This is a genomic window from Shinella sp. GW821-FHT10F02 (genome assembly GCF_058809275.1).
Genome location: NZ_JBXASL010000007.1, coordinates 160405 through 176969, shown reverse-complemented (window position 1 = coordinate 176969; position 16565 = coordinate 160405). Strand labels below are relative to the sequence as shown.

General features: G+C 65.1%; 14 protein-coding genes. 13 read left to right on the top strand and 1 reads right to left on the bottom strand.

Features of this window, described 5'->3' with window-relative positions; translation table 11 throughout:
- Nucleotides 1-34 precede the first annotated feature (34 nt).
- The 4 genes from oppB to AC1RWL_RS22075 are packed head-to-tail and all read left to right on the top strand — an operon-like array spanning nt 35 to nt 4862.
- Nucleotides 35-958, top strand: coding sequence for an oligopeptide ABC transporter permease OppB (gene oppB, locus AC1RWL_RS22090; protein WP_492646438.1), 924 nt, complete (start codon nt 35-37; stop codon nt 956-958).
- Complete coding sequence (locus AC1RWL_RS22085; RefSeq protein WP_493096131.1) at nt 951-2081, top strand: ABC transporter permease; 1131 nt, start codon at nt 951-953, stop codon at nt 2079-2081. Before oppB ends, AC1RWL_RS22085 begins: the two co-directional genes overlap by 8 nt.
- Before the next feature lies 1 nt (nt 2082).
- Nucleotides 2083-3699, top strand: a complete 1617-nt coding sequence (locus tag AC1RWL_RS22080; RefSeq protein ID WP_493096132.1) for an ABC transporter ATP-binding protein — start codon at nt 2083-2085, stop codon at nt 3697-3699.
- Between the two features lie 14 nt (nt 3700-3713).
- Nucleotides 3714-4862 carry a gluconeogenesis factor YvcK family protein gene (locus tag AC1RWL_RS22075; protein WP_493096133.1) on the top strand — a complete coding sequence of 383 codons (1149 nt, stop codon included), beginning with the start codon at nt 3714-3716 and terminating at the stop codon, nt 4860-4862.
- Here the strand turns inward: AC1RWL_RS22075 and AC1RWL_RS22070 are convergent.
- Complete coding sequence (locus AC1RWL_RS22070; RefSeq protein ID WP_493158481.1) at nt 4834-7467, bottom strand: bifunctional diguanylate cyclase/phosphodiesterase; 2634 nt, start codon at nt 7465-7467, stop codon at nt 4834-4836. The two genes, AC1RWL_RS22075 and AC1RWL_RS22070, sit on opposite strands and share 29 nt — an antisense overlap.
- Before the next feature lie 239 nt (nt 7468-7706).
- On the opposite strand from AC1RWL_RS22070, the gene paaX reads away from it, so the two are divergent.
- The 9 genes from paaX to paaZ all read left to right on the top strand — a co-directional run bounded on the left by paaX (nt 7707) and on the right by paaZ (nt 16561).
- Nucleotides 7707-8597, top strand: coding sequence for a phenylacetic acid degradation operon negative regulatory protein PaaX (gene paaX, locus AC1RWL_RS22065; protein WP_493096135.1), 891 nt, complete (start codon nt 7707-7709; stop codon nt 8595-8597).
- Between the two features lie 180 nt (nt 8598-8777).
- On the top strand, nt 8778-9983 hold the full coding sequence (gene pcaF / locus AC1RWL_RS22060) for a 3-oxoadipyl-CoA thiolase (RefSeq protein WP_493096136.1): 1206 nt from the start codon (nt 8778-8780) through the stop codon (nt 9981-9983).
- Between the two features lie 24 nt (nt 9984-10007).
- Nucleotides 10008-11012: a 1,2-phenylacetyl-CoA epoxidase subunit PaaA gene (gene paaA, locus AC1RWL_RS22055; RefSeq protein WP_493096137.1), complete on the top strand. Its 1005-nt coding sequence runs from the start codon at nt 10008-10010 to the stop codon at nt 11010-11012.
- A gap of 13 nt (nt 11013-11025) precedes the next feature.
- Nucleotides 11026-11310: a 1,2-phenylacetyl-CoA epoxidase subunit PaaB gene (gene paaB, locus AC1RWL_RS22050; RefSeq protein ID WP_069061017.1), complete on the top strand. Its 285-nt coding sequence runs from the start codon at nt 11026-11028 to the stop codon at nt 11308-11310.
- Nucleotides 11310-12092 (top strand): 1,2-phenylacetyl-CoA epoxidase subunit PaaC, encoded by a 783-nt coding sequence (paaC, locus tag AC1RWL_RS22045; protein ID WP_493096138.1) that lies wholly within the window; start codon nt 11310-11312, stop codon nt 12090-12092. The genes paaB and paaC overlap by 1 nt, the downstream gene beginning before the upstream one ends.
- 9 nt (nt 12093-12101) lie before the next feature.
- Nucleotides 12102-12626 carry a 1,2-phenylacetyl-CoA epoxidase subunit PaaD gene (gene paaD / locus AC1RWL_RS22040; protein WP_493096139.1) on the top strand — a complete coding sequence of 175 codons (525 nt, stop codon included), beginning with the start codon at nt 12102-12104 and terminating at the stop codon, nt 12624-12626.
- A gap of 21 nt (nt 12627-12647) precedes the next feature.
- Nucleotides 12648-13724, top strand: coding sequence for a 1,2-phenylacetyl-CoA epoxidase subunit PaaE (gene paaE / locus AC1RWL_RS22035; RefSeq protein WP_493096140.1), 1077 nt, complete (start codon nt 12648-12650; stop codon nt 13722-13724).
- Nucleotides 13725-13735: 11 nt separating this feature from the next.
- Complete coding sequence (locus tag AC1RWL_RS22030; protein WP_493096141.1) at nt 13736-14491, top strand: Phenylacetic acid catabolic protein; 756 nt, start codon at nt 13736-13738, stop codon at nt 14489-14491.
- Between the two features lie 12 nt (nt 14492-14503).
- A complete protein-coding gene (paaZ, locus tag AC1RWL_RS22025; RefSeq protein ID WP_493096142.1) occupies nt 14504-16561 on the top strand; it encodes a phenylacetic acid degradation bifunctional protein PaaZ in 2058 nt (685 codons plus the stop codon).
- Nucleotides 16562-16565: the final 4 nt, after the last annotated feature.

Here is a 16565-nt window from a genome sequence, read left to right as displayed (position 1 = left end):
CGAGCCGCGCACTGTTTGCTCGGGAGTCTTGGCCATGCTTGCTTTCGTTCTACGGCGCCTCGCTAGCGCCGTGCCGACGCTATTCATCGTCGTCACAATTTCGTTCTTCCTGATGCGCTTTGCGCCCGGCGGACCGTTCAACCTCGAACGACCCCTTCCGCCCGCCACGATGGAAAACCTGATGCGGGCCTACCAGCTCGATCAGCCGCTCTGGCGACAATATCTCACCTATATCGGCAATGCCGTCACCGGCGATTTCGGTCCGAGCTACATCTACAAGGACAATTCCGTCGCCGAGCTCATCGGCAAGGGCCTGCCGTACTCGATCGAACTCGGTTTCTACGCGCTGCTGCTGGCGCTCGTTGGCGGCGTCACCGTCGGTACGATCGCTGCCCTGCGCCAGAACAGCGTGCTCGATTTCGCGGTCATGTCGGTCGCCACCGTCGGCGTCACGGTGCCGAACTTCGTCGTCGGCCCCGTGCTGACGCTGATCTTCGCCATCGTGCTCGCCTGGCTGCCAGCCGGCGGCTGGGGCGACGGGTCGCTGCGCTTCCTCATCCTGCCGATGATCGCGCTGGCGCTGCCGCAGCTCGCCGTCTTCGCGCGGCTTACCCGCGGCTCGATGATCGAGGCCTTGCGCACCGACCATATCCGCACCGCGAGGGCCTATGGCCTGCCGGCAAAATCGGTGGTGATCACGCACGCCATGCGCGGCGCCATGCTCCCGGTTGTGTCCTATCTGGCACCCTGCGCGGCCGCACTCCTCACCGGCTCAGCGGTCGTCGAGACGATCTTCACCATCCCCGGCGTCGGGCGCTATTTCGTCCTCGGCGCGATCAACCGCGACTATACGCTCGTCATGGGCACCGTCGTGCTGATCGCGATCTTCGTCATCGTCTTCAATCTGGCTGTCGACATCCTCTATGGCCTGCTCGATCCGAGGGTTCGCCATGACTGATGCCGTCGTTTCCCCCGTTCCCGACAGCGAGGTGAAGGGGCGAAGCCTGTTCCAGCTCGCCGTCATGCGCTTCCGCCGCAACCGCCCCGCCATGGCGGGCTGCGTCATGCTGGTGCTGATCGCGTGTTTCTCCTATTTCGGGCCGTTTTTCATCAGTCACAGCTACGACCAGGTCTTCTCTTCCTACGTGACCATCCCGCCGAGCCTCGAGCCGCGGCCGGGCGAGGATTCACTGGAAGAGGCGATGAACGGTGTCGCGACGCGCGCCCGCGTCGAACTCCAGTCCTTCTCCGTCGAAGGCGAGACCTTCACGGCCGTCATCACGGCGGCCGAACCGATCGATCCGCGCACCACGCGCTACTTCGACCGCGCCAACGAATTCGACAAGACCGCGGTCACCTCGACCGAGGACGATGGCCGCAAGCTAACGCTGACCGGCGTCGTCGACCGGGAATATTTCCTGTTCGGCACCGATACCAACGGCCGCGACCTGATGGCGCGCGTCATGCTCGGCGGGCAGATATCGCTCGCCGTCGGCCTGCTCGCCAGCCTCGTCTCGCTCGGCATCGGCGTCGTCTACGGCGCGATCTCGGGCTATATGGGCGGGCGCGTCGACAATGTCATGATGCGCTTCGTCGAGATCCTCTATTCGCTGCCCTTCGTCTTCCTCGTCGTGGTGCTCGTCGTGTTCTTCGGCCGCAGCTTCGTGCTGATCTTCATCGTCATCGGGGCGGTGGAATGGCTCGACATGGCCCGCATCGTGCGCGGCCAGACGCTGTCGCTCAAACGCCGCGAATTCATCGGCGCGGCGGAAGCTCTTGGCATGACCGACTGGCAGATCATCCGCCGGCACGTCATCCCCAACACGATCGGTCCCGTCGTCATCTTCGTGACGGTCATCGTGCCGAAGGTGATCCTGCTCGAAAGCTTCCTCTCCTTCCTCGGCCTCGGCGTTCAGGCGCCGCTGACGAGCTGGGGCTCGCTGATCGCAGAAGGCGCCAACAACATCCAGTCGGCGCCGTGGCTGCTCATCTTCCCCGCCATCTTCTTCGTCCTCACGCTTTTCTCGCTGAATTTCGTCGGCGATGGCCTGCGTGACGCATTCGACCCGAAGGATCGCTGACATGGCAGACACCAAAAACACCATGGAACCGATCCTCGCCGTGCGGGGCCTGAAAGTCTCCTTCACGACGCCGGACGGCGACGTGAATGCGGTCAAGGGCATCGACCTCGACGTGCGCCCCGGCGAGACGCTCGCGGTCGTCGGCGAATCCGGTTCCGGCAAGAGCCAGACCATGATGGGCATCATGGGCCTGCTCGCCTCGAACGGTCGCGTCACGGGGTCCGCGAAATATCGCGGCCGCGAGATGGTCGGCCTGCCGCCCAAGGGCCTGAACGAGATCCGCGGCGCCAAGATCACCATGATCTTCCAGGAGCCGATGACCTCTCTCGATCCGCTCTACCCGGTCGGCAAGCAGATCGCCGAGGTGATCGTGCATCACCGCGGCGGCTCGCGCCGGGCGGCCCGCCCGCGCGTGTTGGAACTGCTGAAGCTCGTCGGCATTCCGGAACCGGAACGGCGCATCGACAGCTATCCGCACGAATTGTCCGGTGGCCAGCGCCAGCGCGTGATGATCGCCATGGCGCTTGCCAACGAGCCCGACATCCTGATCGCCGATGAGCCGACGACCGCGCTCGACGTGACGATCCAGGCGCAGATCCTAAAACTGCTCCGCGATCTCCAGACGCGTTTCGACATGGCGATCGTGCTCATCACGCACGATCTCGGCATCGTCCGGCATTTTGCAGAGCGCGTCGCGGTCATGCGGCGCGGCGAGATCGTCGAGCAGGGGGCGACGGCCGATATCTTCGAGAACCCGCAGGCCGATTATACGCGCATGCTGATCGAGGCGGAGCCGCACGGCCGCAAGTTTGCGCCGGCGGACAATGCGCCGATCATCCTCGAAGGCCGCAATGTCGTCGTCGACTACAAGATCGACGGTGGCCTGCTCAAGAAACGCGCCTCGACCTTCCGCGCGGTCGACAATGTCAGCATCAGTCTGCACGAGGGCCAGACGATCGGCGTCGTCGGAGAATCCGGTTCCGGCAAGTCGACGCTGGGCCGGGCGCTGCTGCGCCTCATCTCCAGCAAGGGTGCCTATCGTTTCGGCCGGACGGACATTTCCAACCTCGACCGCAACGGCATGCGGCCGCTGCGCCACAGCATGCAGCTCGTTTTCCAGGACCCCTACGGGTCGCTCTCGCCGCGCCAGACGGTGGGCGAGATCATCACCGAAGGGCTCTACGTGCATGAGCCGCAGCTTTCGCGCGCCGACCGGGACAAGCGGGCGATCGAGGCGCTGAAGGAGGTGGGGCTCGATCCTGCGGCGCGCAACCGCTATCCGCACGAGTTTTCCGGCGGCCAGCGCCAGCGCATCGCGATTGCGCGCGCCATGATCCTGAAACCGCAGGCCGTCATCCTCGACGAGCCGACCTCGGCGCTCGACCGTTCGGTACAGGGCCAGGTGATCGAGCTGCTGCGCGATCTCCAGGCCAAACACGGGCTGTCCTACGTCTTCATCAGCCATGACCTTTCGGTGGTGCGCGCCATGTCTGACTATGTCGTGGTGATGAAGGACGGCAAGATCGTCGAGGAGGGACCGACGGACGCCATTTTCAGCGCGCCGCGGGCAGACTATACAAAGACCCTGATCGGCGCCGCCTACAATATCGGGCCGTAAATCCAGGGGGATCGATGGCCGAGAGCCGCTTGCCGCATATCGTGCTCTTTTCGGGCGGCACCGCGTGCCGCTCGACCAATCTGGCGCTGCTGTCCAAGCCGGTGCGGCTGACGCGCATCGTGCCGGCCTGGGACAGCGGCGGCAGTTCCAAGGTCATCCGCGAAAGCCTCGGCGTGCTCGCCGTCGGCGATATCCGCCAGGCGCTGATGACCATGGCCCACGGCGAGGGCCGGGCGGGCGACGTCGTCAAGGTCTGCAACGCCCGCATGACCAGCGGCAAGGAGGAAGATGCCCGCACGGAATTCGCGCTCTATGCCGAGGGCGTGCATCCGCTTCTGGAGCGCATGGAGCCGGGCCTGCGCGGGGCGATCCTCAACTATCTGCGCACGTTCCGTGCGGCGATCGGGTCGGATTTCGATTTCCGCAACGGCAGCATCGGCAATTTCATCCTCACCGGCGCGCATCTCGCCCATAACAGCGACATCAACACCGCGATCTTCGTCTTCCGCAAGCTCTGCGACATAGAAGGCCACGTCTGGCCGTCGACGGCGGCCGATGGCGTCGATCTCTCCGCCGTGCTGAACGACGGCACGTCCGTCGAGGGTCAACATCGGGTGACGGCGCTCGATGACGCGGAAAGCGACGTCGGCATTCGGGAGATCGTGCTGTCCGGCAAGGACGGGGCGGGGGTGCCGGCCAACGAGGCGGTGATCGAGAGCCTGGAAAGTGCCGATGCCATCGTCTTCGGCCCGGGCAGTTTCTTCACCAGCGTGCTGCCGCATTTCTTCGTCGAGGACATCGTTCCTGCCATGGCGCGCAACGTTCATGCCCGCCGGATTTTCATCGGCAACATCCTGCAATGCCGTGAAACGCGCGGGATGGACGTCGCCAGCATGCTGGAGGTGGCGGCGGAGGTGTGGCGCGCGCGCGGCGGGGCGGATGTGCGGCCGTTCACCCATGTGCTGGCGAACCGCCAGTTGCTGCCCTTCGAAAAGACTGTCGGCCCCTTCGCCTATCTCGGCAACGGCGCGCTGGAGGATGTCGGCACCCGGCTTGGTGCCGAGGTGCTGATCGGGGAATTCGAGGACCCGTGGCAACGCGGCCAACACGATGGCCGCACGGTCGCGGACGTGCTCAGCTCGCTTTTACCGCCGTCGGCTTAGTTTTCGGCATCCATGCGCGCGCCTTGGCGAAGGCGAGGAAATCCTCCGCGCCCATCGGCCGCGCGAAGGCATAACCCTGGAGCGTATGGCAGCCGAGGCGGCGCAGCAGCTCGGCATGGGCGAGCGTCTCGACGCCTTCGGCCACCGTCTCGATATCGCGCACCTTGCCGATCTCGATGATCGAGCGCACCAGGCTCTGCTGCGCGGTCGATTCCAGAAGCGGCTGCACCAGCCGGCGATCGATCTTCAGCCGCTTCGGCGACAGTTCGAGCAGGCTGATGATGGAGGCATGGCCGGTGCCGAAATCGTCGATCTCGATGTCGATGCCGAGCGCCTTGATTTCCTCGATCGCCTGTTTCAGCCCGTCGTCCGCCGTATCGAAGGAGATCGACTCCAAAAGTTCGAAGGTCAGCGTGCCAGGCCTGATGTTCATCGCCTTGAGCTTGGCGATGAGGTTTTCGTCGCGCAGGCGCTGGCAGGAGACGTTGACCGAGACGCGCGGAATGCCGAGCCCCTGGCCCTCCCAGCGCATCGCCTGGAACAGCGCCTGGTCAAGGATCGCCTCGTCGATGCGGGCCACGACATTGAGGCTTTCGGCGACCGGCAGGAAAGTATCCGGCGCGATGAAGCCGCGCTTCGGATGGTTCCAGCGTGCCAGCGCCTCGACGCCGACGATCTCCAGCGTTTCCGCATCGAATTGCGGCTGGAAGAACGGGTGGAATTCGCCGCGCTCCAGGCCGCGCAGGATATCGTCGCTGAGCCGTTTCACCTCCACGGTGCGCAGGCGCAGCTCGTCGTTGAAGGCCTCGACGCGGTTGCGGCCGCGGCGCTTGGCCTCGTAGAGCGCGATATCGGCATTGACGAGCAACTGTTCGGCGGATTCCTCCGCCTCGTTGCGCGTGGCGATGCCGATGCTTGCGCCGATGCGACAATCATGGCCCTCGATCGTCATCGGCTCGCTGATCGCCTCGATGAGGCGGGCGGAAAGCGCGCTGAAATCGGCCTCTGCCGGGTCCCGACGCGACAGAAGCACGAACTCGTCGCCGCCGATGCGGGCGATGAAATCCGCCGCCGGAACATGGGCGCGCAGCACGCCGGCCGCCTGTTTCAGCACCTCGTCGCCGGCGGCGTGGCCGAGCGTGTCGTTGATGTCCTTGAAGCGGTCGAGGTCGATGTGGAGCAGGGTCAGCGGGCGCCCGTCGCCGACGGCACCCGCCAGTGCGAGCTGCTGGTCTAAGAAGCGCCGGTTGGGAAGCCGCGTCAGCGCGTCGTGCAGCGAATTGTGCTCCAGCACCAGACGGGCGTCTTCGAGCGCGCGGTTCTGCCCCTCGGCGTTGAGCTTGGCCTGCAGCAGCTCGGCCTGCAACCGGATGTCTTCGGTCACGTCCCAGTTGGCGCCGACGATGCGTTTTGCGCCGGAGGAGGCGTGGTATGTCATGCCATGCGCGCGAATGTGGCGTGCCGCGCCGCTGGGCGTCAGCACGCGAAACTCGGTGATGTAAGGCTCTTCGGTTTCGATGGCGCTTGCGAAGACCCGTTCGGCTTCCTCGATATCATCGGGATGCAGCGCCTTGCGCCAATCCGCATAGCCGCAGATCAGCTGCTTCGGCGGCACGTTGTAGATCTCGCGCATCCGGGCATCCCAGGTGAGCGTGTCATGCTGCGTGTCATATTCCCACACGCCGACCCGCGAGGCGTCGAGCGCCAGTTGCAGGCGCTGCGAGACGATTTCGAGCCGGTCTTCCCGATCCTGGAGCGCCAGGATATGCCGGTGACGGTCCTTCATCAGATAACCGGCCCAGAAGATCGGCACGACGATGATGAGGGCGATCGCCAGAAGCCCGCCGCGGAAGAGGCCGAGATCGGCGGAGGGCTGCTGCCAGCCCTTGAGCGGCGCGGCCGACAGGGTCCAGGCCTCGTGACCGATGTCGATGGTCATCACGACCGGGTCCGCATCGACGGCGGCCGCGGAATTGAAGAAGACGTTGTTTTCGCTGCCGTCGTGCGCCCGGCTGGAAAGCGACACGGCGATCTTCAGCGCGCTCTTGAAACCGCTTTTCTCAAGCAGCTTGTCGAGGTCGATGACAGCAGACGCGATGCCGATGAAGCCATTGTCCTTGCCGGCATGGATTGGATAGCGCGCAATCACGCCGCGCCCGCCCTGCACGAGATCGACGGGGCCGGTGACGACCATGCGGTCGAGCTCCTGCACCTGCAACGCCGCGGCGCGCTGGCGCTCGTTCTTGCGATAGTCGAGGCCGAGGCTGCGCTCGTTGCCCTTGACCGGATAGACAAGCGAGACGACGAAATCCGGAGCGATGGCCACGCTGCGCAGCTGCGTCTCTTCGCGGAAAAGGCGTCCCGCGAGGTCCGCATAACGTTCCGGCGACATGTCGGGCTCGGTCGATACTGTCGCGACCAAGCCCTGAACCAGCTTGACGTCGCCGAGGATATTGCCCTGCAGGCGGGAGCGCAGCAGGCCGAGCTGTTCCGTTGTGAAGGAGCGCAGATACTCCTCCTCCAGCCGGCGCTTCTGCGCATCGGCCAGCAGGACGGCGATCAACACGGCGAACGCAACGACGATGGCGGGGACGTAGTATCCCAACCCCCGGAAGGATAGTTGCGCATTCCGGTCGTTCATCGCGGTCCGTTCGTCTCCATTCGGGGTTTTCGGGCGGGATTTTTGGCTATCGGGAGACCATTGCAGATGCAGCTTAATATTTACTGACGAGAGGCGGGCCTCTCCGGCCAGGTTGCGGGATGGCCCTATCTTGTCCAACGGGCTTTGCCGGCGGGGCCATTCTGGGGTAGTCCTCGGCACAATCGAAATCACAGGGGGCGGGTTTGCCGGAGAACGACAGGACGGAAAGCGCATTCGGCGCGCTCATCCGGGCGATCATCGAGGAAAGCCCGCTGAAGGCTGCCGGCTTTATCGTCACCATCTATGGCGATGTGGTGGAGCCGCGCGGCGGCGTCGTATGGACCGGCAACCTGATCGAGACCTGCGCCGATGTCGGCATCAGCGAAACGCTGGTGCGCACCGCCGTCTCGCGTCTTGTTGCCGCCGGGCAATTGTCCGGCGAGCGGGAAGGGCGCCGCAGCTTCTATCGGCTGGCAGCGCCGGCGCGCACCGAATTTGCCGCCGCCGCCCGCATGCTCTTCGGCCCGCCGGAAGTGGCGGACTGGCATTTCGTGCAATTGACGGGTTCGGCGCCGGACGAGGCGATGCAGGTGCTGGAGCGCGCGGGCCATGCGCGGCTGGGGCCGAGGCTCGCGGTGGGCGCACGATCCATGCCGTCCTTGAAACAGCCGGCCGTGCTCTTCCGGGCGGAGGTGGTGAGCGGTGAAGGCGACCTCGGCGCCTTTGCGGCGGACCACTGGAACCTTGCGCAGCATGCGGATGCCTATCGCGGCTTCATCGGAAGGTTCAGGCGGCTTGCCGATCTGCTCGGTGGCGGCGTGCGGCTGGGGGCGGCCGAAAGCCTTGTCGCCCGGCTGGTGCTGGTGCATCAGTTCCGCCTCGTCGTGCTTCGCGATCCGCGCCTGCCGCAGGCGGCGTTGCCGGCCGATTGGCCGGGCGAGGAGGCGCGTCGGCTTTTCAACGAGCTCTACCTTCGCCTTTCGCCCGAGGCCGACCAGCATGTGGCGCACCATTTCGTGACGGCGGATGGTGCGTTGCCCGAGGCGAGCGAGGCGACCCTGCGCCGTCTTTCGCTGTTGCGCGACGCCATCTGAGGCACTTTTCACGCGGAAAAACCCTATTTGTGGTATGATATCGGCTGCTGAAATGAAACATCACAGAATCTGGAGAAATTGCCATTGATTTGTGACGCATTGGGTGGTAAATAACCAACCGATCGGTCGGCGAATGTTTCGGGAGAGGCAAGCCGGCCTTCGGTACAGGGAGGAAACCGCGTGTCCGAAGCCTATATCTGCGATGCTGTCCGTACGCCCATCGGCCGTTATGGCGGCCTGTTGTCGTCGGTCCGCGCCGACGATCTGGCGGCCCTACCGCTTTCGGGCCTGATGGCACGCAATCCCGGCGTCGACTGGTCGAAGGTCGATGATCTTATCTATGGCTGCGCCAACCAGGCCGGCGAGGACAACCGCAATGTCGGCCGCATGGCCGTGCTGCTCTCCGGCCTTCCCGTTTCCATTCCCGCCACCACCGTCAACCGCCTCTGCGGCTCCGGCATGGACGCCGTCGGCATGGCCGCGCGCGCCATCCGCGCCGGCGACTGCGATTTCGTCATTGCCGGCGGCGTCGAAAGCATGAGCCGTGCGCCCTTCGTCATGCCGAAGGCCGACAGCGCCTTCTCGCGCGCCAATGCCGTCTATGACACGACGATCGGCTGGCGCTTCGTCAACCCCAAGATGAAGAAGGCGTTCGGCGTCGATTCCATGCCGGAAACCGCCGATAACGTCGCCGCCGATTTTGCCGTCAGCCGCGAGGACCAGGACGCCTTTGCCGCGCGCAGCCAGGCCCGCTGGGCCGCCGCGCACGAGGCCGGCGTCTTTGCCGATGAGATCTTGCCCGTCCATGTGCCGCAGAAGAAGGGCGATGCGTTGGTCGTCGACCGCGACGAACATCCGCGTCCCGGCACGACGGCCGAACAGCTCGGCAAGCTCAAGGGTGTCAACGGCCCGGACCTGTCCGTCACCGCCGGCAATGCCTCGGGCGTCAATGACGGCGCAGCCGCATTGCTCATCGCCAGCGAAGCAACTGCACGGGCGCAAGGCCTAACGCCGAAAGCGCGTGTCGTCGCCATGGCGGCGGCTGGTCTTGAGCCGCGCATCATGGGCTTCGGTCCCGCGCCGGCGGTGCGCCGGGTACTGGAACGCGCCGGCCTGTCGCTCGGCCAGATGGACGTCATCGAACTCAACGAGGCCTTCGCCTCGCAGGCGCTTGCCGTGCTGCGCGATCTCGGCCTGCCGGACGATGCGCCGCATGTGAACCCGAACGGCGGCGCGATTGCCATCGGCCATCCGCTCGGCATGAGCGGCGCGCGGCTCGTGGCGACAGCCACCTATCAGCTCCATCGCCAGGGCGGGCGTTATGCACTCTGTACCATGTGCATCGGCGTCGGCCAGGGCATCGCCATCATTCTCGAACGCGTCTGACGCGCACAGCCTGAGGAGAAGACCATGTATGCACAGATGGTAAAGACTGACGCGGCGCGCGTCCGGTCCCTCGACGAGATGGATCCCGTGGAGCGCGCCTTCCAGGAACGCGTCGACGCCGGTCAGAAGATCGAGCCGAAGGAATGGATGCCGGAAGGCTATCGCAAGACGCTGGTGCGCCAGATCAGCCAGCACGCCCATTCCGAAATCGTCGGCCAGCTGCCGGAAGGCAACTGGATTTCCCGCGCGCCGACGCTGGAGCGCAAGGCGATCCTGCTCGCCAAGGTGCAAGACGAGGCGGGCCACGGCCTCTACCTCTACTGCGCCGCCGAGACGCTCGGCATCAGCCGCGACCAGATGTACGAGCAGCTGCATTCCGGCAAGGCCAAATATTCCTCGATCTTCAACTATCCGACGCTGACCTGGGCCGATATCGGCGCGATCGGCTGGCTGGTCGACGGCGCGGCCATCATGAACCAGGTGCCGTTGCAGCGCTGTTCCTACGGCCCCTATGCGCGGGCCATGGTGCGCATCTGCAAGGAAGAAAGCTTCCACCAGCGCCAGGGTTATGACGCCCTGATGCGTATGGTGAAGGGCACACCGGCGCAAAAGGCCATGGTGCAGGATGCGCTGAACCGCTGGTGGTGGCCGTCGCTGATGATGTTCGGCCCCTCGGACGATGCCTCCGTGCATTCGGCCCAGTCGATGGCCTGGAAGATCAAGCAGAATTCCAACGACGAGCTGCGCCAGAAATTCGTGGACCAGACCGTGCCGCAAGCCAAATACCTTGGCCTGACCATTCCTGACCCGGACCTCAAGTGGAACGAGGAAAAGGGCGGTCACGATTTCGGCGAGCCGGACTGGGAAGAGTTCTTCAACGTGATCGCCGGCAACGGCCCCTGCAATGCGGAACGCCTCGACGCCCGCAAGAAGGCCTGGAATGACGGCGCCTGGTTCCGCGACGGCCTGACGGCGCATGCCGAAAAGGCCGCCGACCGCCGCGCCGCCGCCAAGATCGCCGCCGAGTAAGGGAGAGAGCACGATGTCCAGCGAATGGCCGCTTTGGGAAGTCTTCATCCGGGGCCAGCACGGCCTCAACCATCGCCATGTCGGCAGCCTGCACGCGCCCGATGCCGAAATGGCGATCAACAATGCCCGCGACGTCTATACGCGCCGCAACGAGGGTGTCAGCATCTGGGTGGTGCGGTCATCCGAGATCACCGCCAGCGCCCCGTCGGAAAAGGGTCCGCTGTTCGACCCGTCGAATTCCAAGGTCTACCGTCACCCGACCTTCTTCGACATTCCGGATGAAGTGGGGCACATGTGATGGCGACCGCAGCACTTGAACCGGCGGTCGATCAGGCCGCGCTTCTCGAATTCCTGCTGCGCATCGGCGACAATGCGCTGATCCTCGGCCATCGCGTTTCCGAATGGTGCGGCCACGCGCCGGCATTGGAGGAGGATATCGCGCTTGCCAACACCGCTCTCGACCTGATCGGCCAGACGCAGCTCTGGCTCGGCCTTGCCGGCGAGGTGGAGGGCAAGGGTCGCTCGGCGGACGATCTCGCCTATCTGCGCGACGGCTACGACTTCCGCAACATCCTGCTGGTCGAGCGCCCGAACGGCGATTTCGGCAAGACGCTGATGCGGCAGTTCCTGTTCGATGCCTGGCACTATCTGCTTTTGAAGGCGCTGAAGGGCTCGACGGACAAGCGCATCGCCGAGATTGCGGAAAAGGCCTTCAAGGAGGTTTCTTACCACCTCGACCGCAGCCGCGACCTCGTCATCCGCCTCGGCGACGGCACGGCGGAAAGCCACCGTCGCATGCAGGAGGCGCTGGACGATCTCTGGCCCTATACCGGCGAGATGTTCGCTGCCGATGCGGTGGATGCAGCCCTGGTGGAAGCCGGGATCATCCCCGAACCGCAGAGCCTGAAGGCCGGCTGGGACGAGATCGTTGCGGAAGCGCTCACCGAAGGCACGCTGAAGAAGCCCGCCGACGGCTATATGCACAAGGGCGGCCGGCGCGGCGTTCATACGGAGCATCTCGGCTTCATCCTGTCGGAGATGCAGTTCCTCCAGCGCGCCTATCCGGGCGCCACCTGGTAGGGGGCGGTCATGGACCCGGCGCTCCGTCCCTCGATCGATGAGGTTTGGCACTGGCTGGCTGAAGTGCCGGACCCGGAAATCCCGGTGATCTCGCTCACCGACCTTGGCATCATCCGCGATGTCGCCTGGCGGGACGATACGCTGGTGGTGACGGTGACGCCGACCTATTCCGGCTGTCCCGCCACGACGATCATCAATCTCGATATCGAGACGGCGCTCGCCGAAAAGGGCCTTTCCAAGGTGAAGCTGGAACGCCAGCTCTCGCCGGCCTGGACGACGGACTGGATCAGCGCCGCGGGCCGCGAAAAGCTGCGCGACTACGGCATCGCCCCGCCGATCGACGGCACGGCCGCCGATGGCGTTCTGATGAAACGCGTCGACCGGCTTTCGGGCCGCTCGAACCTGACCATCGCCTGTCCGCGCTGCGGATCGGCGAATACCGAAAAGATCAGCCAGTTCGGCTCGACGCCCTGCAAGGCGAGCTACCGCTGCACCGACTGCCTGGAACCGTTCGACTATTTCAAGTGCATCTGACCCATTAGAGAGGGCCCGCGCATGGCACGTTTTCATCCCCTGACCGTGACCGACGTTCGCCGCGAGACGCGCGATGCGGTCGTGGTCACGCTTCAGCCATCCGACGAGGACCGCGCCGTCTTCGATTTCACGCAAGGCCAGTACCTGACCTTCCGCCGCAAGTTCGAGGACGAAGAGCTGCGCCGCTCCTATTCGATCTGTGCCGGCAAGGACGAGGGCGTCTTGAAGGTCGGCATCAAGCGCATCGATGGCGGCTGCTTTTCCACCTGGGTCAACGAGAACCTGAAGGCCGGCGATACGCTGGAGGCCATGCCGCCGATGGGCGCCTTCTTCACGGCGCTGGAGCCCGAAACGGCCAAACATTATCTCGGCTTTGCCGGCGGCAGCGGCATCACGCCCGTGCTGTCGATCATCAAGACGGTGCTGTCGCGCGAGCCGCGCGCCCGTTTCACGCTGGTCTATGCCAACCGGCAGATCAGCTCGATCATGTTCCGCGAGGAGCTGGAGGACCTGAAGAACCTCTATCTCGGCCGCCTCTCCGTGCTGCATGTGCTGGAGAGCGAGGCGCAGGATATCGACCTCTTCACCGGTCGCATCGATGGCGCGAAATGCGCGGCGCTGTTCAAGAACTGGATCGACCCGAAGTCGGTGACGACGGCCTTCATCTGCGGCCCCGAGCCGATGATGCTGGCGATCGCCGCCGCCCTTCGCGAGCATGGGCTTCGAGACGACCAGATCAAGTTCGAACTTTTCGCCTCCTCGCAGCCCGGCCGGGCGCGGCGCAAGGTGGAGCAGGTCAACGGTGCCGATCACGCCGCCGCCTGCGAGGCGACCGTCACGCTCGATGGCGCGACCCGCATCTTCAAGTTCCCCAAGCACGGCCAGAGCCTGCTCGACGCCGCACTCGAAAACGCCATGGACGCGCCTTACGCCTGCAAGGCCGGTGTCTGTTCCACCTGCCGCGCCAAGGTTCTGGAAGGCGAAGTCGAGATGGAGACCAACCACGCGCTGGAAGATTACGAGGTGCGGCAGGGCTATGTGCTGACCTGCCAGTGCTACCCGCTCACCGACCGCATCGTCGTCAGCTACGACCAGTAGGGGGAACGCGCATGTCCGATACGATGCCGATCGAGGATTATCTGGCGCAAGGCGGCGTGCTCACGTCGCCGGCCAATGTGTCACCGCGCTACCGCGGCGAACTGCTGCGCCTGATGGCGAGTTTCGTCGACAGCGAGCTGGCCGGTTCCGCCGGTTTTGCCGATACGATCAACGATGCGCCGGGCATCCAGGAGCGCATCTCCGCCGCCCGCATCGTGCTGGAAAAGGCTGACCATGCCGGCAAGGTGCTGACGATCATGGAAACGTTTGGCGCGGACGGCGGGCGCTACGCTGTGCATCACCCCTGGGCCGTGCGGCTCACCCGTGACGCGGATATCGGCGCGGCCCGGCGGGAGGGCGACATGCGCCTTTCCGTCTTCCACTATCCGCTGGAAGGCTGGGTCGATGCCGTGGTCATGAACGTGCTGATGGGCCGGGCGAGCGTCGTGCAGCTCAAGGAATTGTCGCGCGTTTCCTACCAGCCGCTCGCCGAGGTTTTCCGCGCCATCCTGCCGCGCGAGACGCGGCATGCGGAACTCGGCCTCGCGGGCCTCATCCGCATCGTCGATAATGCGGAAGGCCGCGCAAAGGCCAAGGCCTCCATCGCCTACTGGTATCCGCGCGTCGCCGCGAGTTTCGGCCATTCCGGCTCGGCCCGCTTCGAGACGCAGTCGCGTTTCGGCCTGCGGCACACACCCAACGAGACCCTGCTTGCCGAATGGCGGGCCGAAGTCGATGCGCAGCTTTCTGCGCTCGGACTGAAGTGAGAGGATAATGAGATGAACGTCATGGCAAACCGGCCGCGCCGGCTCGAAAGCTATGTCGGCGGCCAGTGGGTCGCTGGCGCCCGGGAAGGCGTGCCGCTGTTCGACGCCTCGACGGGCGCCCCGGTCGCCTTCATCGATTCCACCGGTGTGGATTTCAAGGCAGCGCTCGCCTACGGCCGCGAAAAGGGTGGCCCGGCGCTGCGGCGCCTGTCGTTCCACGAACGCGCCACCATGTTGAAGGCGCTCGGCCAGGCCCTGATGGAACGCAAGGAAGAGTTCTATGCGCTCTCGACCGCGACCGGCGCCACCCGCGCCGACAGCTGGGTGGATATCGAGGGCGGCATCGGCACGCTGCTGTCCTACGCTTCCAAGGGCCGGCGCGAACTTCCAAACACCCGCGTATTGCTCGATGGCGACGTGGAGCTGCTCTCGAAGGACGGCACCTTTTCCGCGCAGCATATCCTGAGCCCGTTGCAGGGCGTCGCTGTGCATATCAATGCCTTCAACTTCCCCTGCTGGGGCATGCTGGAAAAGCTGGCGCCGACGCTGCTGGCCGGCGTTCCGGCCATCGTCAAGCCGGCAAGCCAGACAGCTTATCTCACCGAACTGATGGTTCGCCGCATGGTCGAGACCGGCATCCTGCCGGAAGGCGCGTTGCAACTCGTCTGCGGCTCGGTCGGCGACCTGCTCGACCATGTCGAAGGCCAGGATGCCGTGACCTTCACCGGCTCGGCCTCGACCGGCCAGCGCCTCAAGACGCACAGGGCGATCGTCGAAAACTCCGTGCGCTTCACCATGGAGGCCGACAGCCTCAACGCTGCCGTACTCGGCCTCGATGCCGCGCCCGGCACGGAGGAATTCGATCTCTTCGTCAAGGAAGTCGCCCGCGAGATGACGGTGAAGGCCGGTCAGAAATGCACGGCGATCCGCCGGGTCATCGCCCCGCGCACCTATAGCGAGGCGCTGATCGCAAGCCTCGGCGCGCGCCTCGGTAAGACGGCGATCGGTAACCCCGCCGACGAAGCCGTGCGCATGGGCCCGCTTGCCAGCCTCGACCAGCGCGAGGAAGTGCGCGCCCGCATCCGCGATCTCTCTGCCGATGCCGAGATCGTCGCCGGCGATCCCGACAATCCGAGCATCACATCCGGCGATGCGGCGGCCGGTGCCTTCCTCAATCCGGTGCTGCTCTATTGCGACAAGCCGGGTTCTGCCCGCGCCATCCACGATGTCGAGGCTTTTGGCCCGGTCAGCACCGTGATGCCTTATGACACCGCGGAAGAAGCAGTCGATCTCGCCCGGCGCGGCAAGGGCAGCCTCGTCGCCTCGGTCTTCACCAACGATCCGGCTTTTGCCGAAGAGGTCGTGCTCGGCCTTGCGCCGTTCCATGGCCGCGTGATGATCGGCAACCGCGTCAGCGCCAAGTCCTCCACCGGCCACGGTTCGCCGCTGCCGGGCCTCGTGCACGGCGGCCCCGGCCGCGCGGGTGGCGGCGAGGAACTGGGCGGCATGCGCGGCGTCAAACATTACATGCAGCGCACCGCCATCCAGGGCGCGCCGACCATGCTTTCCGCCGTCACCGGCCGTTGGCTGCCGGGCGCTGAGGCGCGGGCGGGCGGCGAGCATCCGTTCCGCAAGTCGCTGGCAGAGCTCAAGATCGGCGACCAGCTGATCACGGCGACACGCACGGTGACGCTCGACGATATCGAGCACTTCGCCAACTTCACCGGCGATACGTTCTACGCTCACATGGATGAGGAAGCCGCCAAGGCGAACCCGTTCTTCGACGGGCGCGTGGCGCATGGCTATCTCATCGTGTCGTTTGCGGCCGGCCTGTTCGTCGATCCGGCGCCGGGTCCGGTTCTCGCCAATTACGGCGTCGACAACCTGCGCTTCCTGACACCGGTCAATCCGGGTGATACGCTGAAGGTGCAGCTCACCTGCAAGGAGATCAATCCGCGTGCCAATGCCGAACACGGCGAGGTGCGCTGGGATTGCAACGTGACGAACCAGACGGGCGCCACCGTCGCGCAATACGATGTTCTGACGATGGTGGCCAAAACGAGAGAGTGACCGC